The 19,971-nt window shown below is 68.3% G+C and carries 33 protein-coding genes; 3 read left to right on the top strand and 30 right to left on the bottom strand.

What is annotated here, in order from left to right; genetic code table 11:
* Positions 1-5: 5 nt before the first annotated feature.
* Together J4030_RS09845 and J4030_RS09850 are read left to right on the top strand one after the other, a co-directional pair.
* The gene (locus J4030_RS09845) at positions 6-632 is read left to right on the top strand and encodes an allophanate hydrolase subunit 1 (RefSeq protein ID WP_208049067.1); all 627 of its coding nucleotides are present in this window, start codon (positions 6-8) and stop codon (positions 630-632) included.
* On the top strand, positions 625-1,503 hold the full coding sequence (locus J4030_RS09850; RefSeq protein ID WP_208049068.1) for a biotin-dependent carboxyltransferase family protein: 879 nt from the start codon (positions 625-627) through the stop codon (positions 1,501-1,503). The genes J4030_RS09845 and J4030_RS09850 overlap by 8 nt, the downstream gene beginning before the upstream one ends.
* 10 nt (positions 1,504-1,513) lie before the next feature.
* Here the strand turns inward: J4030_RS09850 and truA are convergent, their stop codons facing one another.
* Positions 1,514-2,344 carry a tRNA pseudouridine(38-40) synthase TruA gene (gene truA / locus J4030_RS09855; protein ID WP_307864643.1) on the bottom strand — a complete coding sequence of 277 codons (831 nt, stop codon included), beginning with the start codon at positions 2,342-2,344 and terminating at the stop codon, positions 1,514-1,516.
* 81 nt (positions 2,345-2,425) lie between these two features.
* Between truA and J4030_RS09860 the strand changes: the two genes are divergently transcribed.
* On the top strand, positions 2,426-3,619 hold the full coding sequence (locus J4030_RS09860) for an MFS transporter (RefSeq protein ID WP_307864644.1): 1,194 nt from the start codon (positions 2,426-2,428) through the stop codon (positions 3,617-3,619).
* A gap of 54 nt (positions 3,620-3,673) precedes the next feature.
* Here J4030_RS09860 and J4030_RS09865 read toward each other — a convergent pair whose 3' ends face one another.
* From J4030_RS09865 to rplB, 29 genes are all read right to left on the bottom strand, one after another.
* Complete coding sequence (locus tag J4030_RS09865; protein ID WP_208049070.1) at positions 3,674-3,835, bottom strand: hypothetical protein; 162 nt, start codon at positions 3,833-3,835, stop codon at positions 3,674-3,676.
* Between the two features lie 147 nt (positions 3,836-3,982).
* Positions 3,983-4,708: a 50S ribosomal protein L17 gene (gene rplQ / locus J4030_RS09870; RefSeq protein WP_208049071.1), complete on the bottom strand. Its 726-nt coding sequence runs from the start codon at positions 4,706-4,708 to the stop codon at positions 3,983-3,985.
* 53 nt (positions 4,709-4,761) lie between these two features.
* A complete protein-coding gene (locus tag J4030_RS09875) occupies positions 4,762-5,793 on the bottom strand; it encodes a DNA-directed RNA polymerase subunit alpha (RefSeq protein WP_208049072.1) in 1,032 nt (343 codons plus the stop codon).
* Positions 5,794-5,943: 150 nt separating this feature from the next.
* Complete coding sequence (gene rpsD, locus J4030_RS09880) at positions 5,944-6,552, bottom strand: 30S ribosomal protein S4 (RefSeq protein WP_208049073.1); 609 nt, start codon at positions 6,550-6,552, stop codon at positions 5,944-5,946.
* A 30-nt stretch (positions 6,553-6,582) separates the two neighbouring features.
* Complete coding sequence (gene rpsK, locus J4030_RS09885) at positions 6,583-6,987, bottom strand: 30S ribosomal protein S11 (RefSeq protein WP_179482542.1); 405 nt, start codon at positions 6,985-6,987, stop codon at positions 6,583-6,585.
* Between the two features lie 101 nt (positions 6,988-7,088).
* Positions 7,089-7,463, bottom strand: coding sequence for a 30S ribosomal protein S13 (rpsM, locus tag J4030_RS09890; protein ID WP_208049074.1), 375 nt, complete (start codon positions 7,461-7,463; stop codon positions 7,089-7,091).
* Positions 7,464-7,705: 242 nt separating this feature from the next.
* Positions 7,706-7,819, bottom strand: a complete 114-nt coding sequence (gene rpmJ / locus J4030_RS09895) for a 50S ribosomal protein L36 (protein ID WP_179482544.1) — start codon at positions 7,817-7,819, stop codon at positions 7,706-7,708.
* 75 nt (positions 7,820-7,894) lie between these two features.
* The gene (gene infA / locus J4030_RS09900; protein ID WP_013493543.1) at positions 7,895-8,116 is read right to left on the bottom strand and encodes a translation initiation factor IF-1; all 222 of its coding nucleotides are present in this window, start codon (positions 8,114-8,116) and stop codon (positions 7,895-7,897) included.
* Positions 8,117-8,410: 294 nt separating this feature from the next.
* Positions 8,411-8,932 (bottom strand): hypothetical protein, encoded by a 522-nt coding sequence (locus tag J4030_RS09905; RefSeq protein WP_208049075.1) that lies wholly within the window; start codon positions 8,930-8,932, stop codon positions 8,411-8,413.
* A gap of 101 nt (positions 8,933-9,033) precedes the next feature.
* On the bottom strand, positions 9,034-9,885 hold the full coding sequence (map, locus tag J4030_RS09910; protein ID WP_208049076.1) for a type I methionyl aminopeptidase: 852 nt from the start codon (positions 9,883-9,885) through the stop codon (positions 9,034-9,036).
* A gap of 13 nt (positions 9,886-9,898) precedes the next feature.
* Positions 9,899-10,480, bottom strand: coding sequence for an adenylate kinase (locus J4030_RS09915; RefSeq protein WP_208049077.1), 582 nt, complete (start codon positions 10,478-10,480; stop codon positions 9,899-9,901).
* Positions 10,477-11,877 carry a preprotein translocase subunit SecY gene (secY, locus tag J4030_RS09920; protein ID WP_208049078.1) on the bottom strand — a complete coding sequence of 467 codons (1,401 nt, stop codon included), beginning with the start codon at positions 11,875-11,877 and terminating at the stop codon, positions 10,477-10,479. Before secY ends, J4030_RS09915 begins: the two co-directional genes overlap by 4 nt.
* Positions 11,878-12,122: 245 nt before the next feature.
* Positions 12,123-12,611, bottom strand: coding sequence for a 50S ribosomal protein L15 (gene rplO / locus J4030_RS09925; RefSeq protein WP_208049079.1), 489 nt, complete (start codon positions 12,609-12,611; stop codon positions 12,123-12,125).
* On the bottom strand, positions 12,611-12,793 hold the full coding sequence (gene rpmD / locus J4030_RS09930) for a 50S ribosomal protein L30 (protein ID WP_208049080.1): 183 nt from the start codon (positions 12,791-12,793) through the stop codon (positions 12,611-12,613). The genes rplO and rpmD overlap by 1 nt, the downstream gene beginning before the upstream one ends.
* Complete coding sequence (gene rpsE / locus J4030_RS09935) at positions 12,793-13,479, bottom strand: 30S ribosomal protein S5 (RefSeq protein ID WP_208049081.1); 687 nt, start codon at positions 13,477-13,479, stop codon at positions 12,793-12,795. Before rpsE ends, rpmD begins: the two co-directional genes overlap by 1 nt.
* Positions 13,480-13,525: 46 nt before the next feature.
* Positions 13,526-13,900: a 50S ribosomal protein L18 gene (gene rplR / locus J4030_RS09940; protein WP_208049082.1), complete on the bottom strand. Its 375-nt coding sequence runs from the start codon at positions 13,898-13,900 to the stop codon at positions 13,526-13,528.
* 3 nt (positions 13,901-13,903) lie between these two features.
* Entirely contained in the window at positions 13,904-14,440 is a 537-nt protein-coding gene (rplF, locus tag J4030_RS09945; RefSeq protein WP_208049083.1) for a 50S ribosomal protein L6, read from the bottom strand.
* Between the two features lie 24 nt (positions 14,441-14,464).
* Positions 14,465-14,863 carry a 30S ribosomal protein S8 gene (gene rpsH, locus J4030_RS09950; RefSeq protein ID WP_179482564.1) on the bottom strand — a complete coding sequence of 133 codons (399 nt, stop codon included), beginning with the start codon at positions 14,861-14,863 and terminating at the stop codon, positions 14,465-14,467.
* A 136-nt stretch (positions 14,864-14,999) separates the two neighbouring features.
* Positions 15,000-15,185, bottom strand: a complete 186-nt coding sequence (locus J4030_RS09955; RefSeq protein WP_179482566.1) for a type Z 30S ribosomal protein S14 — start codon at positions 15,183-15,185, stop codon at positions 15,000-15,002.
* Between the two features lie 3 nt (positions 15,186-15,188).
* Complete coding sequence (rplE, locus tag J4030_RS09960; RefSeq protein WP_208049084.1) at positions 15,189-15,776, bottom strand: 50S ribosomal protein L5; 588 nt, start codon at positions 15,774-15,776, stop codon at positions 15,189-15,191.
* Entirely contained in the window at positions 15,776-16,168 is a 393-nt protein-coding gene (rplX, locus tag J4030_RS09965) for a 50S ribosomal protein L24 (RefSeq protein ID WP_243763149.1), read from the bottom strand. The genes rplE and rplX overlap by 1 nt, the downstream gene beginning before the upstream one ends.
* Before the next feature lie 3 nt (positions 16,169-16,171).
* Complete coding sequence (gene rplN, locus J4030_RS09970; RefSeq protein ID WP_145229687.1) at positions 16,172-16,540, bottom strand: 50S ribosomal protein L14; 369 nt, start codon at positions 16,538-16,540, stop codon at positions 16,172-16,174.
* A 71-nt stretch (positions 16,541-16,611) separates the two neighbouring features.
* Positions 16,612-16,902, bottom strand: coding sequence for a 30S ribosomal protein S17 (gene rpsQ, locus J4030_RS09975; protein WP_208049085.1), 291 nt, complete (start codon positions 16,900-16,902; stop codon positions 16,612-16,614).
* Position 16,903: 1 nt separating this feature from the next.
* On the bottom strand, positions 16,904-17,158 hold the full coding sequence (gene rpmC, locus J4030_RS09980; RefSeq protein ID WP_208049086.1) for a 50S ribosomal protein L29: 255 nt from the start codon (positions 17,156-17,158) through the stop codon (positions 16,904-16,906).
* Positions 17,158-17,577, bottom strand: a complete 420-nt coding sequence (gene rplP, locus J4030_RS09985; RefSeq protein ID WP_179482575.1) for a 50S ribosomal protein L16 — start codon at positions 17,575-17,577, stop codon at positions 17,158-17,160. Before rplP ends, rpmC begins: the two co-directional genes overlap by 1 nt.
* Positions 17,577-18,413: a 30S ribosomal protein S3 gene (rpsC, locus tag J4030_RS09990; protein ID WP_208049087.1), complete on the bottom strand. Its 837-nt coding sequence runs from the start codon at positions 18,411-18,413 to the stop codon at positions 17,577-17,579. Before rpsC ends, rplP begins: the two co-directional genes overlap by 1 nt.
* A gap of 2 nt (positions 18,414-18,415) precedes the next feature.
* Positions 18,416-18,784, bottom strand: a complete 369-nt coding sequence (gene rplV / locus J4030_RS09995) for a 50S ribosomal protein L22 (RefSeq protein ID WP_179482579.1) — start codon at positions 18,782-18,784, stop codon at positions 18,416-18,418.
* Positions 18,785-18,837: 53 nt separating this feature from the next.
* Positions 18,838-19,119, bottom strand: coding sequence for a 30S ribosomal protein S19 (rpsS, locus tag J4030_RS10000; RefSeq protein ID WP_179482581.1), 282 nt, complete (start codon positions 19,117-19,119; stop codon positions 18,838-18,840).
* A 3-nt stretch (positions 19,120-19,122) separates the two neighbouring features.
* A complete protein-coding gene (gene rplB / locus J4030_RS10005) occupies positions 19,123-19,953 on the bottom strand; it encodes a 50S ribosomal protein L2 (RefSeq protein WP_179482583.1) in 831 nt (276 codons plus the stop codon).
* Between the last annotated feature and the right edge of the window lie 18 nt (positions 19,954-19,971).

A 19,971-nucleotide genomic window follows, 5' to 3' on the forward strand; every position in this document is an offset into this window, starting at 1 on the left:
CGACCATGCGACTGCTGCCGTGCGGGGAGTCGGCCATCCTCGTCGAGCTGGACTCCACGGGGGAGCGGGATGCCCTGCACGACTGGCTGCACTCGGCGCGACCGGCCGCCGTCGCGTCGTACGTGCCGGCGCACCGCACCGTGCTGGTCGCCGTGGCGACACCCGCGCTGGTGCCGTCGGTCGCCGACTGGCTGCGCGCCCGCGTGCTGTCCGATCCGCCCTCCCGGGCGAGCGAACCGTCGAGCGAGCTGGTGGTCGAGGTCGCCTACGACGGTGCCGATCTGGCCGAGGTCGCCGAGCATCTCGGCATCACTGCAGGCGAGGTCGTACGCCGGCACACCGAGCAGCTCTGGCGTGTTGAATTCGTCGGATTCAAGCCAGGATTCGGCTACCTGATCGGTGACACCGGCGGCCTGCACGTGCCCCGCCGGGAGTCACCGCGGAGCCGCATCCCTCGCGGTGCCGTGGCCTTGGCCGGTGACTACTCCGGCATCTATCCGTCACCCTCACCCGGGGGATGGCAGCTCATCGGGCACACCGAGCAGGTGCTGTTCGACCCGGACGCGACGCCCGCCGCGCAGCTGACCGCCGGCACGACGGTGCGCTTCGTCGAGGCGGTGGCCCGTGGCTGAGCTCGAGGTGCTCGCCGTCGGCTCGCAGGCGCTGGTCGAGGACCTGGGTCGGCCGGGTCTGGCCCACCTCGGGGTCCCCGCCTCCGGCGCCGCCGACCGTGCATCCCTGGCCCAGGGCAACCGACTCCTCGGCAACCCTGCGGGTGCGGCCGGTGTCGAGGTGCTGCTCGGGCGCTTCGCCTGTCGCGCGGACTCCCCTCTGCTCGTCACGCTCACGGGTGCTCCGGTGAGCGCCACCGTCGACGGTGAGCCTGCACCGTTCGGCATCCCCTTCGTCGTACGCCGAGGGCAACGGCTCGCGCTCGCCACACCCAGGCACGGCATGCGCACCTACCTGTGCGTGCGGGGCGGGCTCGGCGGCACCCGGCACTTCGGCAGCGTCGCCGCCGATCCGACGTCCGGGCTCGGCACCCCGCCGCTCGCGCCCGGCGATCGCCTCCCGATCGGGGCCGCGTCCGGTGAGCCCACGGCCGGGGTCGCGGTCGCCGGTGTCGACACAGCGCGCGATCCCGTCGAGGTGCGCGCGACCTGGGGACCGCGCGAGGACCGGCTGACCGATCGGTCCGTCGGGCAGCTGGCCGAGGCTTTCTGGACCGTCAGTCCACAGGTCGACCGGGTCGGCATCCGCCTCGACGGCGTCGCGCTCTCCCTGCGCAACGACGAACAGCTGCGCAGCGAGGGCGTCGTACGCGGCGCGGTGCAGGTGCCGCCGTCCGGTCTGCCGGTGATCTTCCTGGCCGACCATCCCACGACCGGCGGTTACCCCGTGGTGGCGGTCGTGGCCGATCGCGACACCGACCGGCTCGCCCAGATGCGACCGGGTGACCGGCTGCGGTTGCGACCACACCGGGTGTCGTGGGCCGCCGATTGACCGCTCGGGCTCAGAGGGGTTCGCGGGTCCTGCGCGACTGCGCGGCCCGCGCCGCCAACTCGTCGTCGGGCGGGTAGGTGACCTCCTCCAGGCACAGACCGTGCGGCGGCATGACCGTCACCGCCGGGTGCCGACTGCGGTCGCGCAGCACCTGCTCGGGCCACTGCACCGACCGTCGCCCCTCGCCGACCGGCAGCACGACACCCACCAGCGAGCGGACCATCGAGTGGCAGAACGCGTCGGCCAGCACGGTGGCCGTCACGGTGCCGTCCGGCTCACGGGTCCAGCGGTAGTCCAGCAGCGTGCGTACCGTGGTCGCACCTTCCCGTCGCTTGCAGAACGCTGCGAAGTCGTTCAATCCCAACAGATTCCGCGCTGCGGCGTCCATCAGGCCGACGTCCACGGGGTGCTTCACCAGGACGGTGTCGCGGCGCCGGATCGGGTCGAGGGTGGCCGGGTCGTCGCAGAGCCGGTAGCTGTAGCGACGGCTGGTGGCCGAGAACCGAGCATCGAAACCCTCGGCCGCGCGCGCCACCCGGCGTATCACCACGTCCCGGGGGAGCACTCCGTTCAGCCGGCGTACGGCGGCGTCGGCGGGTGAGCGGTGCGAGCGGGCGGGGAGGGCCTCGTACGACGCGTCGTCCAGATCGAGGTGGCAGACGGCACCCCGGGCGTGCACCCCGGCATCGGTACGCCCCGCAACGGTCAGACGCGGCGGGCTCTGGCGAAGGATCGTGCCCCACGCCTGCGCCAGCGTCTCCTCGACGGTGCGCAGCCCGGGCTGGCTCGCCCACCCGGAGAACTCGCTGCCGTCGTACCCGAAGTCCACCCGCAGCCGCACCCGGACAGGGTATCCGGCGACGCGGGGACGACATCGACGCAACCACGCCGTCGTACGCCGCGGGCATGCCACCATCTGCGGGTGACCCCACCCGCAGACTTCACCCGACGGCGGGTCGCGGTGGCCGGCGGATTCGCCACCCAGGGCCTGGTCTTCATCGCGCTGAGCACGAAGCTGCCCGCCATCCAGGACCGGTTCGGCATCGGTCCCGGCGAATTCTCCGCGCTGCTGCTCGCGCTGGTGATTGCCGCAGGCGCCGGCTCTCTGGCGGCCGAGCAGTTGGCACCGCGGCGGGGCAGCGACACCACGCTGCGGATCGGGTTCGCCCTGATGGTGATCGCGCTGCCGGTGGTCGGGTTCAGCCACCAGCTATGGGTGCTCGCGGTCGGGATGGCGCTCTACGGCGGTGCACTCGGCATGGTCGACGCGACGACGAACATGCAGGGCGTGACGTTGGAGCATGCAGCCGGACGCCCGATCATGCCGAGCTTCCACGCCGCCTGGACCCTGGGCGGCATCGTCGGCACCCTGCTCGCGCTCGCGCTGACCCATGTGTCGCTGGGTGTCGCCGCCCTCATCCTCGCGCTGTTGCCCCTCGGCGCGACCTTCCTGCCGTATCTGCGCGCGGCCGACCCGTCCGCGCCCCGGCCGCCGATCGACCGACCGCCCGTCGTCCTCGAGGTGCCCTGGCGTCGCATCCTGGTGGTCGGCGCGGCCCTGGTCCTCTTCTACATGGTCGACACGGCCGTCACCACCTGGGGTCCCACCTACGTGGACCGCACGTTCGATGCTCCCGGCCCGCTCGTCGCCGTCGCCACCCTGCCCTACCTCGCGGCATCGCTGGTGGGTCGCGGGTCCGGCGATCGACTCGCCGCCCGTTTCGGGGCAACCCCGCTGCTGCGGGTAGGTGCCTGCGTCGGGGCTGTGGGCCTCGCGATCGTCGTCCTCGCGCCGTCGTCGTACGTCGCGATGGCGGGCTTCGTGGTCCTCGGCACCGGTGTGGCGGTGGTCGCGCCGCTCAGTTTCTCCGCGGCGGCATCGATCGCCCACGAAGGGTCCGGCCTGGACCCTGCGGCTGAGCGAGCCCGGGTCGACGCGGTGATCGCACGCTTCAACCAGTTCAACTATCTCGGTGCCGTGCTCGGCTCGGTGATGACCGGAGCGGTCGGAAAGGACTCGCTGCGCTACGGATTCGCCGTACCGATGGTGCTGATCCTCGGCATCGTCCCGCTGGCCCGAGCGTTCGGGAGAGACGCCGCAGCCACTGTCGAGTGAGGATGGAGTCGCGGCGCGCCCTATAGAGCGCGCCGCGACTCCCGCCGGGCAGGGTCAGCCGTCGGTGGCCTGCGGATCGTCCGAGGCGGACTCGGCGTCCGCGGCGGTCGCGCCGGCCGAAGCCTCCTGCGCATCCTTCTCGTCGGCCTCCGTGGTGCCGGCGGGCGCGTCCTGCTCGACCTCGGGGATCGTGCCGTCGTCGCTGGGATCGGTCATCGGGTCCTCCTGAGAGATGGATGTACTGCACCCACCCTCGCACCCGGTCATGCCGGCGCCGTCGGGGGCCGGTCGCCGCGCCCGGGTACGGCGAAGGGCCGCCACCCCGCGTGGGGCGACGGCCCTTCGGCCAGCAGGTGTCCTGCGTCAGTCGTCGGACTCGGAGGAGGCATCGGACGCCTCTTCCGGCGCACCGGTCTGGGCGGACGCGCCACCAGCCGGCTCGAAGCCGGCCGCAGCTGCTGCCTCGGGTGTGGTGAACCAGACCTCGGCCACCGTCGACTCGAACCAGCGCGAACCCTCGACGTGGTACTTCATCGAGTCCTCGTTGCCCTTGACCACGAACTTCTCCGGGTCGGGCGACGCACCCCCGTCCAGCGGGGCGGCCGAATCGGCGCCGTACTTGCCGTCAGCGGACTCGGCGGCGGGCGCGGCCTCGGCGGCCTTGTCGGCAGCCGAACGCCGGGTGGCGCCCTCTGCCTCGGCGACGACGGCGCGCTGGGGCTTGGCGTTGACGGCCTCGCGGACCAGCTCGATCACGGCCATGGGGGCGTTGTCGCCCTTGCGCGGCGCGATCTTGGTGATCCGGGTGTAGCCGCCGCTGCGCTCGGCCATGTCGGGCGCGATCTCGGTGAAGAGACGGTGTACGACGCCCTTGTCGCGCACCACCGTCAGCACCCGGCGACGGGCGTGCAGGTCACCGCGCTTGGCGAAGGTGACCAGGCGCTCGGCCAGCGGACGCAGCCGCTTGGCCTTCGCCTCGGTGGTGGTGATCCGGTCGTGCTCGAACAACGCCGTGGCCAGGTTGGCCAGGATGAGCCGCTCGTGCGCAGGACCGCCGCCGACGCGGGGGCCCTTGGTAGGGGTAGGCATTGAATCTCCTTGGTCTACGAATCACGCTGCGGTGGCAGCGGATTCAAAGCGGCTCAGTACTGCTCGTCCTCGGCAAAACTGACGTCGGTCTCGGGTGCATCCTCATCGTCGTCGTACCGGTCGGCGATGGCGCTCGCGTCGAACCCGGGAGGGCTGTCCTTGAGCTGCAGACCCATCTCGACCAGCTTCTCCTTGACCTCGTCGATCGACTTGGCACCGAAGTTGCGGATGTCGAGCAGGTCGGCCTCGCTGCGTCCGACGAGTTCACCCACGGTGTGGATGCCCTCGCGCTTGAGGCAGTTGTAGGAGCGGACCGTGAGGTCCAGGTCCTCGATCGGCATCGACAGGTGCGCGGCGAGCACGGCGTCCGTCGGCGACGGGCCCATGTCGATGCCCTCGGCCTCGACGTTGAGCTCACGGGCCAGACCGAACAGCTCGACCAGGGTTTTACCGGCCGAGGCCATGGCGTCACGCGGGGCCATCGAGTTCTTGGTCTCGACGTCCACGATCAGCTTGTCGAAGTCGGTGCGCTGCTCCACACGGGTGGCCTCGACCTTGTAGGTCACGGACAGCACCGGGGAGTAGATGGAGTCGACCGGGATGCGGCCGATCTCCTGCTCGGCAGACTTGTTCTGCTGGGCGGAGACGTACCCGCGGCCACGCTCGACCGTCAGCTCCATCTCGACCTTGCCGGAGTCGTTCAGCGTCGCGATCTGCAGATCGGGGTTGTGCACCTCGACACCGGCGGGCGGTGCGATGTCAGCAGCCGTGACGGCGCCGGGGCCCTGCTTGCGCAGGTACATGACGACGGGCTCGTCCTGCTCGGAGGAGACGACGAGGCTCTTGATGTTCAGGATGATCTCGGTGACGTCTTCCTTGACACCGGGGATCGTGGTGAACTCGTGCTGCACACCATCGATGCGCAGGCTGGTGACCGACGCGCCGGGGATGCTGGACAGCAGGGTCCGGCGCAGGGAGTTGCCGAGCGTGTAGCCGAAGCCGGGCTCCAGCGGCTCGATGACGAACCGTGAGCGGTTGTCGGCGACGACTTCCTCGCTCAGGGTGGGGCGCTGTGCGATGAGCACTGTTTCTTTCCTTCCCACGGGCGACCGCTATTTGACGCCTCGTGTATGCCGCGCGCGAGCTTCGGTCCACTCACGCACGTTGACCCTTCGCCGGTTGTCAGCGGATTCGAGGCGTATCCGCCAGGAATCCGCTGACAACCGAGGAGGGGATCAGTTCTTGGAGTAGAGCTCCACGATCAGCTGTTCGGTCAGCACGCTGTCGATCTGCGCGCGGGTCGGCAGCGAGTGCACCAGGATCTGCAGGGTGCCGGGGACGACGTGCAGCCAGGCCGGGATCGGACGGTCACCGAAGGTCTCGCGAGCCAGCTGGATCGGGAAGATCTCGCGGGACTTCTCGCGGACGGTGATGATGTCGTACTGCTCCACCCGGTAGGACGGGATGTCGACGTTCTTGCCGTTGACCTGGAAGTGGCCGTGGCTGACCAGCTGACGCGACGCACGACGGGTGCGGGCCAGGCCGGCGCGGTAGACGACGTTGTCCAGACGCGACTCCAGGATGGTGAGGAGGACCTCACCGGTCCGGCCCTGACGGCGGACGGCTTCCTTGTAGTAGCGGACGAACTGCTTCTCCATGATGCCGTAGGTGAAGCGAGCCTTCTGCTTCTCCTGCAGCTGCAGGAGGTACTCGTTCTCCTGGATCCGGCCGCGGCCGTGCTGGCCGGGCGGGAAGGGACGCATCTCGAAGGACTTGTCACCCCCGACGAGGTCGGTCTTCAGGCGACGCGACTTCTTGGTGATGGGGCCGGTGTAACGGGCCATGATTCAAATCTCCTTGAACTCGGGTCGCGCTCAGCTACGACGCTTGGGCTGGCGGACACCGTTGTGCGGCTGAGGGGTGACGTCCTGGATCGCGCCGACCTCGAGGCCGGCGGCGGCGAGCGAACGGATCGCGGTCTCACGACCGGAGCCGGGGCCCTTGACGAAGACGTCGACCTTCTTCATGCCGTGCTCCATCGCCCGACGCGCGGCGGCCTCGGCGGCCATCTGCGCGGCGTACGGCGTGGACTTGCGGGAGCCCTTGAATCCGACCTGACCGGACGAGGCCCACGCGATGACGGCGCCGTTGGGGTCAGTGATCGAGACGATCGTGTTGTTGAAGGTGCTGCGGACGTAGGCGTGGCCCGCCGCAACGTTCTTCTTCTCCTTGCGGCGCACTTTCTTGGCGCCGGCCGCGGGGCGGCTCTTGGGAGGCATAGGTATAGATCTCCTGGTTCGACTTCAGCGAGTGATGAGTGAGGAAGACGCGATGAGACGCGGCGACGGATCCGAGCCGGCAGGCTGGGAACGGGTCGCGCCTACTTGGCCTTCTTGCGGCCGGCGACCGTGCGCTTGGGGCCCTTGCGGGTACGCGCGTTGGTCTTGGTCCGCTGGCCGTGCACGGGCAGGCCGCGACGGTGGCGCAGCCCCTGGTAGGAACCGATCTCCACCTTGCGGCGGATGTCGGCGGCCACCTCACGGCGCAGGTCACCTTCGAGACGGAAACTCGCCTCGAGGTGGTCGCGGAGCTGGACCAGCTCCTCCTCGCTGAGGTCACGGACACGGGTGTCCGGGTTGACGCCGGTTGCTTCCAGCGTCTGAACGGCGCGGGTGCGACCCACGCCGTAGATGTAGGTGAGAGCAACCTCGACGCGCTTCTCGCGCGGCAGGTCGACACCAATGAGTCGTGCCATCTGGCGGTTCTCCTGATTGTCTTCGGAGGTCTGATGCGGGTGCCGATCCCATGACCAGCCGGAGAAGGCTGAGATGGGTCCCCGGCCTCCGAGCCGGGGGTGACGTCCGGTGAGTCGATCCACCGGGGCCGGGCACCTGCGATACGCAACGACGTTCGTCGTTCCGCGGGATTGGTTGTCGTATGAAGTTGTGTCGTCTGCGTTCTAGGCGAAGAACGCGACCGCTGCCGGTTGGCTGCGGGTCAGCCCTGCCGCTGCTTGTGGCGGGCGTTCTCGCAGATCACCATGACCCGGCCGTTACGGCGGATCACCTTGCAGTTGTCACAGATCTTCTTGACGCTGGGCTGGACTTTCATCGCACCTGTGTCTTCGAAGTCGGTGCCCGACCCGCGAACGGGGCCGGGCAGTGATGGATTGTGCGGGTTGTTCCGTCAGCGATACCGGAAGACGATCCGGCCACGGGTCAGGTCATACGGGCTGAGCTCCACCACGACCCGATCCTCGGGGAGGATCCGGATGTAGTGCTGTCGCATCTTCCCTGAGATGTGGGCCAGTACCTTGTGACCGTTGCTCAACTCGACCCGGAACATCGCGTTCGGGAGAGCTTCGACGATCGTGCCCTCGATCTCGATGACACCGTCCTTCTTGGCCATGTCCTCCAACTCACCTGCGGAACGGGCACGCCCTGAATGGACGACCCTCGATACCGGTCCGCGAGCCTGCCTGCGACCCCCACGCTCCGCATACTCACCGCACGCCGGCCGCAAGGGCCCGCCCGAGGATCAGGATGAGGAAGAGGTGGTCGCGCGAGCAGAAACCGTCTCGAGCGAGCCGAGCACGGAACAGCGCGGAACACACCCGTGAACCGACACATCAGCTTACCTGTCCGTCGTATCCCGCCCAAATCGCGCGCGGGCGGAGCGAGGACGGGCGCGCTGCCGAGGGGTCTACCGAGGCGGCTTGGGCGAGCCGCTGACGGTCACGGTGGCGGTCCTGGTCGCAGTGACCGTGGCGGTCGCCGTCCGGGTGACGGTGCTGCCCGGCGAGTGCACGGTCGTGGCCGGTGACGACGACGCGGTGACGGTCTTCGTGACGGCGGGACCGGTGACCGTCGTGGTTCGTTGCACGCCCGCCGTCGTCAGGATGACGGTCTCCACGAGGGTGCGGGTCTGCGAGACGGTCGACGGGGTCGAGACCGTCGTGGTCACAGGGGATGCGGTCGACGTGACCGTGCTGGTCGAGGTGGAGGTGGCGGCGGAGGCGGTGGGGCCGGCAGCGGCCGCGGCGGTGCCACTGCGAGCGGCTCCGACGACGAACCCGCCGATCCCGAAGATGACCGCGCCGAGGAGGGCACCGAGCATCAACGGCACCAGCGGGGTGTGGTCGTCACGGCGGTCGCGGCGGTATTCGAAGTCGTCGTCCTCCTGCCGCTCCCCCTCGCGGGGGAAGAAGTCCTCGAAGTCGTTCATGGCCCATCTCCCTCCGCCCGTGCCCGGTGTTTGACCCTTCAATCGGTCATCCTGCCCGAACAGCGCACTCGATGGCGCGGTTTCGGCGACGTCGGTCGCCGTCAGGACAGCGGGGCGTAGGTCGCGCCGACCGCCGCCAGCTCGGTTTCGCCCCCGTCGACCGCCGTCAGCACCCACAGGCCACCCGGCGTCGAGGCCACCGTGTGTTCCCAGTGCGCGGCGCGTGCCCCGTCGTCGGTGCGGACGGTCCAGCCGTCCTCCAGTTCGTGCGTCTCGTGACCGCCCAGGGTGACCATCGGCTCGATCGCCACCGTCGCGCCCTCCCGGATCGCGGGTCCCGACGCGCGCACGCGCTCGTTGAACACCGTCGGCTCCATGTGCATCTCGCGGCCGATGCCGTGCCCGGTGTATCCGTCGACGATGCCGAACTCGACCTGCAGGCCGTCCGCCGCCCAGGCCGCGGCGCCCGCCGCGACCCGGTCCTCGATGACCTCACCGAGCTCGTACACGCCGCGCCCGGGACGGAACGCGGCGATGCCCGCCCACAGCGCGTCCCTCGTCGTACGGGTCAGCGCACGGTCCTGCTCGCTCGCGTAGTCGCCGACCGGGAAGGTGATCGCGGCGTCGCCATGCCACCCGTCGACGATGGCGCCGCAGTCGACCGACACGAGGTCGCCGTCGGCCAGCACCCGCTCCCCCGGTATGCCGTGCACGACCTCGTCGTTGACCGAGATGCACAAGGTCGCGGGAAAGCCCTGGTACCCGAGGAAGCTCGGCGTCGCTCCGGCCTCGCGGATGAAGGCGTGCGCGAGATCGTCCAGGCGACCGGTCGTCGTACCTGCCACCGCATGTGCGCGCACCATCTCCAGACACCGCCCGACCACCAGGCCCGCCGCGCGCATCGCGTGCAGCTGCTCGGTGGTCTTGACGGGCAGTTTCTCCCGGCCGAACATCGCGTGGACCCCGTCAGGCGGTGCGGGAGGCGAGCTGGTCGAGCGTCGCGTCGATACGACGGGTCACCTCGTCGACGTCGCCCATGCCGTCCAGTTCGTGCAGCAGGCCGCGCTGCTCGTAGGTCTGCGCGAGCGGATGGGTCTCCTTGTTGTAGATCTCCTGCCGTTCGCGGATGACCTGCTCGGAGTCGTCCGCGCGGCCGGAGGTCTTCGCGCGCTCGGTCAGTCGGGCGACGAGCTCGTCGTCGTCGACCATCAGGCGCAGCACGCCGTCGACCTGGTGGCCGCCTCGCGCAAGGAACTCGTCCAGCGCCTCGACCTGGGCCATCGTGCGCGGATAGCCGTCGAGCAGGAATCCGTCGGCGGCGTCTGCCTGCGACAACCGGTCGGCGACGATCTCGTTGGTGATCTCGTCGGTGACGTAACCGCCGGCGTCGAGGATGTCCTTGACCTGCTTGCCGAGCGGCGTCTCGTCCTTGATGTTGGCGCGGAAGATGTCGCCGGTCGACACGTGCGGGATGTCGCGGGAGGCACACAGGCGCTCCGCCTGGGTGCCCTTCCCGGCACCGGGAGGACCCAGGATGATGAGCCTCATACGCGGCCCCCCGCCGTTTCGGTCTTCTTGGCGGGCTTGGCGGTCTTGGACGCCTTCGCACCCGGCTCATCCGAGCGCAGGAATCCCTCGTAGTGGTGCTGCTGCAGCTTGGAGTCCACCTGCTTGACGGTCTCCAACCCGACGCCCACCAGGATCAGGATCGACGCGCCGCCGAACGGGAAGTTGGAGTTCGCGCCGACCATCGCCAGGGCGATGAGCGGGATCAGGGCGAGGACGCCCAGGTAGACGGCACCGACCACGGTGATGCGGGTCAACACGTAGTTCAGGTAGTCCGCCGTCGCCTTGCCCGCGCGGACGCCGGGGATGAAGGATCCGGCCGACTTCAGGTTGTCGGCGACCTCTTCGGGCTGATAGGTGATCGAGACGTAGAAGAACGTGAAGAACACCACGAGCACCGTCGACAGCGCCATGTAGGACCAGTGGTCACCGCGGTTGAGGTTGTTCAGCACCCACTGCGCCCAACCCGGCGCAGGCTTGGTGCGGTCGCTCGGCTGGGCGAACCCGGCGAGCAGCACCGGCAGGGACAGCAGCGACGTCGCGAAGATGATCGGGATGACGTTGGCCATGTTGACCTTGAGCGGCAGGTACGTCGACATCCCGCCGTACATCCGTCGTCCCACCATCCGCTTGGCATACTGCACCGGCAGGCGACGCTGGGAGTTCTCCACGAAGACCACCGCGACGGTGATGGCGAGACCCATCACGACGACCAGCAGGAACTTGCCCCATCCCTGATCGTGGATGGCCCACACGGAGCCGGGCACGCGGGCCGCGACGGCGGTGAGGATCAGCAGCGACATGCCGTTGCCGATGCCGCGTTCGGTGATCTGCTCACCGAGCCACATGATCAGGCCGGTGCCCGCGGTGAGCACGAGCACCATGATGATCAGGTAGAAGACACCCTGCTGCGGCATGATCGTGGGGCAGGTGCTGGAGTCGCCGCCGAGCAACGTCGAGGGGTTGGCCTTCGCGGCCGTCACCAGTGTCGCCGACTGCAGCAGCGCGAGGCCGATCGTCAGATACCGCGTGTACTGCGTCATCTTCGTCTGCCCGGACTGCCCCTCCTTCTTCAGCTCCTCGAAGCGCGGGATGACCACCGTCAACAGCTGCACGATGATGCTCGCCGTGATGTAGGGCATGATCCCGAGCGCGAAGATCGACAGCTGCAGCAGAGCGCCGCCGGAGAAGAGGTTGGCCAGACCGAGGAAGCTCTGGTTGGACCCGGCGCCCTTCTGGCACGCCTGGATCAGCTTGAAGCTGATGCCGGGGGTCGGGATGTGCGATCCGAGCCGGAAGATCGCCATCACCAGGAGGGTGAACAGGATCTTCTTGCGCAGGTCCGGCGTCTTGAACGCGCGGGCGGCGGCGGTGAGCAACAGGTCCTCCTACAGCGGCCGCGCCTCCGGTGAGGTGACGGCCTGCGTTGTACGGGCTGAACGAGCGCATCGACACTCGGTCCGCCGCCCCGGCCGGCATGCGCCGTGGCGGGTGGGCAACTGAGCTGACAATACCCGGCATGGCGACGCCCCGGCCGCGAGACCCTCGAGAGGGTGCCACGCTACCGGGGCGTCGGCCTTGTTCGTGTACCGGTGGGCCCACCGTCTCGGGTGGGCCCCACGGGTCACGCCGAGGTGATGGAACCGCCTGCGGCCTCGATCTTCTCCTTGGCGGAGTGCGAGAAGGCGTCGACAGTCAACTGCACCGACACACCGATCTCGCCGGTGCCGAGCACCTTGACCGGCACCCCCTTGCGGACCGCGCCCTTGGCGACGAGCTCGGACGTGCCGACCGCGCCACCTTCGGGGAACAGGGCGGTGATCTTGTCCAGGTTCACGACCTGGTAGGTCACCTTGGCGGGGTTCTTGAAGCCCCGCATCTTCGGCAGACGCATGTGCAGCGGCGTCTGACCACCCTCGAACGCGGCGGACACCTGGTAGCGGGCGCTGGTGCCCTTGGTGCCACGACCGGCGGTCTTGCCCTTGGAACCTTCACCACGACCCACGCGGGTCTTGGCCTTCTTCGCGCCGGGAGCCGGGCGCAGGTGGTGCACCTTGAGCGCGTGCTCCTTGACGGGCGCCGAGGTCGTCTCGGCGTTGGTGTTCTCAGTCATCAGTCAGTCTCCTCGACGGTCACCAGGTGGGCGACCGAGCGGACCATCCCACGGAACTCGGGACGGTCCTCCTTGACGACGGTGTGGCCGATGCGCTTGAGACCGAGCGAACGCAGGGTCTCGCGGTGCTGCGGCTTGCCACCGATGTCGGAACGAATCTGGGTCACCTTGAACGACGCCATCACGCACCTGCCTTCGGGGACGCGGCAGCCTCCGCCATGGCGCGCTGCATACGGGCCGGGGCCACGTGGTCCAGCGGCAACCCGCGGCGGGCGGCGACGGCCTCGGGCCGCTCCAGGCCCTTGAGCGCGGCCACCGTGGCGTGCACGATGTTGATCGCGTTGTCCGAGCCGAGCGACTTGGACAGCACGTCGTGGATTCCGGCGCACTCCAGGACGGCGCGCACCGGGCCACCGGCGATGACACCGGTACCGGGCGACGCCGGCTTCAGCAGTACGACGCCGGCGGCCGCCTCACCCTGGATGGGGTGCGGGATGGTCTCGCCGATCATCGGGACGCGGAAGAAGCTCTTCTTGGCCTCTTCGACACCCTTGGCGATGGCCGAGGGCACCTCTTTGGCCTTTCCGTAGCCGACGCCGACGCTGCCCTGGCCGTCTCCGACCACGACGAGCGCGGTGAAGCTGAACCGGCGGCCACCCTGGACGACCTTGGACACACGGTTGATGGTGATGACGCGCTCCAGGTACTGGTTGCGGTCGTCACCTCCGCGACCGCCACCGCGGCCACCGCGGTCGTTGCCGCCACGGCCGCCACGACCGCCACGGTCGTTGCCGCCTGCGGCGTTGCTGTTGTCGGATCCGGTGCCCTGAGCAGGGCCACCGGCACCTCGACGCTGGGGTCCAGGCATCAGTGGTTCCTCACCTTCGTGATTGCAAGTTCGGTCATGGCAGCCATCACAGGGTCAGGCCACCCTCGCGGGCGCCGTCGGCGATCGCTGCGACACGGCCGGCGTACTTGTTGCCTCCGCGGTCGAAGACGACGGATTCCACGCCGGCCTCCTTGGCGCGGGCGGCGACCAGCTGGCCGACCTGCTTGGCCTTTGCGGTCTTGTCACCGTCGAAGCTGCGCAGATCCGCTTCCATGGTCGAGGCGGACGCCACGGTCTTGCCGACGGTGTCGTCGACGACCTGGACGAACACGTGACGCGAGGAGCGGGAGACGACCAGCCGGGGACGCTGCGTCGTACCGGAGATGCGCTTGCGCAACCGGAAGTGACGACGTGCCCGGGCAGCCTGCTTGCTCGTGGAGCGCTTGATGATCTTTGCCATGGCTTACTTACCAGCCTTTCCGACCTTGCGGCGGATGCGCTCGCCTTCATAGCGAACGCCCTTGGCCTTGTACGGGTCGGGCTTGCGCAACTTGCGGATGTTCGCCGACACTTCGCCGACGAGCTGCTTGTCGATGCCGGTGACCGAGAACCGCGTGGGGTTCTCGACGGCGAAGGAGATGCCCTCGGGGGCGGTCACGGTGATCGAGTGGCTGTAGCCCAGAGCGAACTCCAGGTTGGAACCCTTCGCGACCACGCGGTAACCGGTGCCGTGGATCTCCAGCTTCTTGGTGTAGCCCTCGGTGACACCGACGACCATGTTGTTGATGAGACTGCGGGTCAGACCGTGGCGGGCGCGGGACTCGCGCTCGTCGTTGGGGCGTGACACCTGCAGCACACCGTCGTCCTGGGCGACCGTGATCGGCTCGGGCAGCGTCAGGTCGAGCTGACCCTTGGGACCCTTGACGTTGACGGTGCGACCGTCGATCGACACATCGACTCCGGCCGGGACCGGAACGGGGAGACGTCCGATTCGAGACATCGTTGATTCCTCCTTAGTTCCTGGTCACCAGACGTAGGCGAGGACTTCCCCGCCAACGCCCTTGTTTGCTGCCTGCCGGTCGGTCAACAGACCGGAGGACGTGGACACGATCGCAACGCCGAGGCCACCGAGCACGCGGGGCATGTTCGTGGACTTGGCGTAGACACGCAGACCCGGCTTGGACACCCGCCGGACGCCCGCGATGGAGCGCTCCCGGTTGGGCCCGTACTTCAGGTCGATGATGAGGGTCTTGCCCACCTCGGCGTCCTCCACCCGGAAGCCACCGATGTAGCCCTCGGCCTGCAGGATCTCGGCGATGTGGGACTTCAACTTCGAGAACGGCATGGACGTGGAGTCGTGGTGCGCCGAGTTGGCGTTCCTGACCCGCGTCAACATGTCCGCGATCGGATCGGTCATGGTCATTGGGCTGCTCTGCCCTTCCTCACCGCGGTTTCGGGGCCACGGGATGTCCGCGGCCGACCTACGGTGTAGTTCGTAGTGATGTCATGGCGCGCATCGGTGCGGGCCACGACGGGAAGTTGTTCGACGTACGTCGAGCTCACCAGGAGCTCTTGGTGACACCGGGCAGCTCGCCACGGTGCGCCATCTCACGCAGGCAGATCCGGCACAGGCCGAACTTGCGGTACACCGCGTGCGGACGGCCACAGCGCTGGCACCGGGTGTAGCCGCGGACGGCGAACTTCGGCTTGCGCTCGGACTTCTTGACTAGGGCGGTCTTGGCCACGGGTCAGTTCTCCTTGAACGGGAAGCCCAGTGCGCGCAACAGCGCCCGGCCCTCGTCGTCGTTGCTGGCGGTCGTCACGACCGTGATGTCCATCCCGCGGACCCGGTCGATGCGGTCCTGGTCGATCTCGTGGAAGACCGACTGCTCGGTGAGGCCGAAGGTGTAGTTGCCGTTGCCGTCGAACTGCTTGGGCGACAGGCCACGGAAGTCACGGATGCGCGGCAGCGCGACCGAGACGAGGCGGTCCAGGAACTCCCACATGCGGTCGCCGCGCAGCGTGGTGTGCGCGCCGATCGGCATGCCCTCGCGCAGCTTGAACTGCGCGATCGACTTGCGGGCCTGGGTGACCGCCGGCTTCTGGCCGGTGATCGCGGCGAGGTCCTTGATGGCACCGTCGATGAGCTTGGAGTCGCGGGCTGCGTCGCCCACTCCCATGTTGACGACGACCTTCACGACGCCGGGCACCTGCATCACGTTGCCGAAGTCGAACTGCTCGCGCAGGGCCGACTTGATCTCGGCGTGGTAGCGCGCCTTCATGCGGGGCGTCGACGATGCCGATGCCGTCGTGGTCTCGGTAGCAGAAGCAGTCATCACAGGTCCTTTCCGGAACGCACCGCGACGCGGGTACGGACGGTCTTGGTGCGCCCGTCACGCTCGACCTGCTCGACGCGGGTCCGAATGCGGGTGGGCTTGCCGGTCTCGGGGTCGACCACGGCCACGTTGCTCACGTGGATCGGCGCCTCCACGACCTCGATGCCGCCGGAGCCGCCACCGGGCTGGCCCGCACGCACGTGCTTGGTCACCCGGTTGATGCCCTCGACAAGCACCCGACCGTTCTCGGGGAACACCGCGATGACCTTGCCCTGCTTGCCCTTGTCACCGCCGTTCTTCTGCGAACGACCGCTGATGACCTGGACCAGGTCGTTCTTCTTGATCTTCATGGTCGGCTTCGTGGGAGCCGCCACCTTCTTCTTCAACGCCATGGTTCAGAGCACCTCCGGGGCCAGCGAGATGATCTTCATGAAGCGCTTCTCACGCAGCTCGCGGCCCACCGGGCCGAAGATGCGGGTGCCCCGGGGGTCACCGTCGCCCTTGAGGATCACCGCTGCGTTCTCGTCGAATCGGATGTACGAGCCGTCGGCCCGGCGGCGCTCCTTGCGGGTGCGCACGATGACAGCCTTGACGACGTCGCCCTTCTTGACGTTGCCACCGGGGATGGCGTCCTTGACGGTCGCCACGATCGTGTCACCGATGCCGGCGTAGCGACGGCCCGAGCCGCCGAGAACCCGAATGCACAAGATCTCCTTGGCACCGGTGTTGTCGGCGACGCGAAGTCGCGACTCCTGCTGGATCACTGGTTTTCTCCTGTCGTCTCACTGGTTCTCACCGCGCAGCGGTGAGCCTTGCGGAACTAGTGGTTTTTGGGTTACTTCGCTCGTTCGAGGATCTGCACGATGCGCCAGTGCTTGTGCGCTGACAACGGGCGGGTCTCCATGATCTGGACACGGTCGCCGACACCACAGTCGTTGGCCTCGTCGTGCGCCTTGATCTTGGTGGTGCGGCGGATGACCTTGCCGTAGAGCGCGTGCTTGACGCGGTCCTCGACCTCGACCACGACGGTCTTGTCCATCTTGTCGCTCACGACATAGCCCTGCCGCGTCTTGCGGTAGTTGCGCTCGTCATCGGTCACGGTCTTCTCCTGCGTGTTCTCGCTCATGTCAGCTCACCTTCGAGTCGGACTCGTCGGCGGGCGCCTGGCCGATGCCGAGCTCGCGCTCGCGCATCTCGGTGTAGAGCCGGGCGATATCCTTGCGGACCGCGCGCAGCCGGGAGTTGTTCTCCAACTGACCGGTCGCGGACTGGAACCGCAGATTGAACAGCTCCTGCTTGGCCTTGCCCAACTCTTCGTCGAGACGCGCGTCGTCGAACTCACGCAGCGCCTTCGGCATGAGGTCCTTGGAACCGGTAGCCATCAGAAGTCACCACCTTCACGTGCGACGAAGCGGCACTTCATCGGCAACTTGTGCATCGCCAGGCGCATGGCCTCGCGTGCGACGTCTTCGGACACACCGGACAGCTCGAACATCACGCGTCCGGGCTTGACGTTGGCGATCCACCACTCGGGCGAACCCTTACCGGAACCCATCCGGGTCTCGGCCGGCTTCTTGGTCAGCGGGCGGTCGGGGTAGATGTTGATCCACACCTTTCCGCCTCGCTTGATGTAACGGGTCATGGCGATACGAGCGGACTCGATCTGCCGGTTGGTGACGTAGGCGGGCTCGAGAGCCTGGATGCCGAAGTCACCGAACGTGACGCGGGTGCCGCCCTTGGCGGCACCGCTGCGACCGGGGTGGTGCTGCTTACGGTGCTTGACGCGACGGGGAATCAACATCAGGCCTGCACCCCCTCGGAGGTCGGCGCGGGAGCGTCGGTCGCGGGTGCCGCGGCGGTCTGCCCGGCAGCCGGTGCGTCGTCGCGGCGGGGACGGCTCGCGCCCCGGTCGCCACCACGGTCGGTGCGCGGACCACGGTCGTCACGCCGGCGGGCCGGACGCGACGGCGCGGCGGCCTGCTCGCGTGCCAGTTCCTTGGCGGTGAGGTCACCGTTGTAGATCCAGACCTTGACGCCGATGCGACCGAACGTCGTCTTGGCCTCGTAGAAGCCGTAGTCGATGTTCGCGCGCAGCGTGTGCAGCGGGACGCGGCCCTCGCGGTAGAACTCGGTGCGGCTCATCTCGGCGCCGTTCAGACGACCGGAGACCATCACCCGGATGCCCTTGGCACCGGCGCGCTGGCTGGACTGCATGCCCTTGCGCATGGCGCGGCGGAAGTTGACCCGCGCCGAGAGCTGCTCGGCGATGCCCTGCGCGACCAGCTGAGCGTCCGCCTCGGGGTTCTTGACCTCGAGGATGTTCAGCTGCACCTGCTTGGCGGTGAGCTTCTCCAGCTCGCCACGCAGCCGGTCGGCCTCGGCGCCGCGGCGACCGATGACGATGCCGGGACGCGCGGTGTGGATGTCGATGCGGACCCGGTCACGGGTGCGCTCGATGTCGACGCGGCTGATGCCCGCGCGCTCCATGCCCTTGGACATGAGGCGGCGGATGGCCACGTCTTCCTTGACGTAGTCGCGGTAGCGCTGGCCGGCCTTGTTGCTGTCGGCATACCAGCGGCTCTTGTGCTCGGTGGTGATGCCGAGGCGGAAACCGTTCGGGTTGACCTTCTGACCCATGGTTATCGCCGTCCTTCCTGCGAATCCGGCTGGGTGACCTGCACGGTGATGTGGCTGCTGCGCTTGAGGATCTGGCTGGCCCGACCCTGTGCACGCGGGCGGAACCGCTTCATCGTGGGGCCCTCGTCGACGTACGCGGCGCTGACCACGAGGGTGCGCTCGTCGAATGCCTGCGAGTGCTTGTCGGCGGTGACGCGGGCGTTGGCGATGGCGCTGCGAAGCACCTTCAGCACCGGCTCACTCGCCGTCTGCGGGGCGAACGTGAGCACGGCGATGGCTTCGCCTGCCTGCTTGCCGCGGATCATGTCCACGACTCGGCGGGCCTTCTGCGGCGTGACCCGGACGTACCGGGCCGAAGCTGTGGCCTGCATCGCGCTCCCTTCAGAAATCGTCTCTGTGTTCGACATCGTTGATTACCCCGCCGTCAGCGGCGGCGCCCCTTCCGGTCGTCCTTCTCGTGACCCTTGAAGGTGCGAGTCGGTGCGAACTCCCCCAACTTGTGGCCGACCATCGACTCGGTCACGAAGACCGGGACGTGCTTGCGACCGTCGTGCACGGCCAGCGTGTGGCCGAGCATGTCGGGGGTGATCATCGACCGGCGGGACCAGGTCTTGATGACGTTCTTGGTGCCGGCTTCGTTCTGGACATCGACCTTCTTCTGAAGGTGGTCGTCGACGAAGGGACCCTTTTTCAGGCTACGTGGCATGGCTTATCGCTTCTTTCGACGGCGACGCACGATGAGCTTGTCGCTCTCCTTGTTGGGGCGGCGGGTACGGCCCTCGGCCTGTCCCCAGGGGCTGACCGGGTGGCGACCACCGGAGGTCTTGCCCTCACCACCACCGTGCGGGTGGTCCACCGGGTTCATGGCGACACCGCGGACGGTCGGGCGCTTGCCCTTCCAGCGCATCCGGCCGGCCTTGCCCCAGTTGATGTTGCTCTGCTCGGCGTTGCCGACCTCACCGATGGTGGCGCGGCAGCGGACGTCGACGTTGCGGATCTCACCGGAGGGCATGCGTAGCTGGGCGTACGGGCCGTCCTTGGCAACGAGCTGCACGCGAGCACCGGCCGAGCGGGCGATCTTCGCGCCGCCACCGGGCCGAAGCTCGATGCAGTGCAGGACCGTACCGGTCGGGATGTTGCGCAGCGGCAGGTTGTTGCCGGGCTTGATGTCGGCCGACGGACCGTTCTCCACCAGGTCGCCCTGGCTGAGGCGGTTCGGCGCCACGATGTAGCGCTTCTCGCCGTCGGCGTAGTGCAGCAGCGCGATGCGCGCCGTGCGGTTGGGGTCGTACTCGATGTGCGCGACCTTGGCGGGGATCCCGTCCTTGTCGGAGCGACGGAAGTCGATCACCCGGTAGGCGCGCTTGTGACCGCCACCGATGTGCCGGGTGGTGATGCGTCCCGAGGAGTTGCGACCACCGGTCTTGGCGAGCGGGCGCACCAGAGACTTCTCCGGTGTCGAGCGCGTCACCTCGACGAAGTCCGCCACGCTCGACCCACGCCGGCCCGGCGTCGTCGGCTTGTACTTGCGGATAGCCATACTTACGTCCTTACGTCC

This window comes from Allobranchiibius sp. CTAmp26 (genome assembly GCF_017565405.1).
Classification (GTDB): domain Bacteria; phylum Actinomycetota; class Actinomycetes; order Actinomycetales; family Dermatophilaceae; genus Allobranchiibius.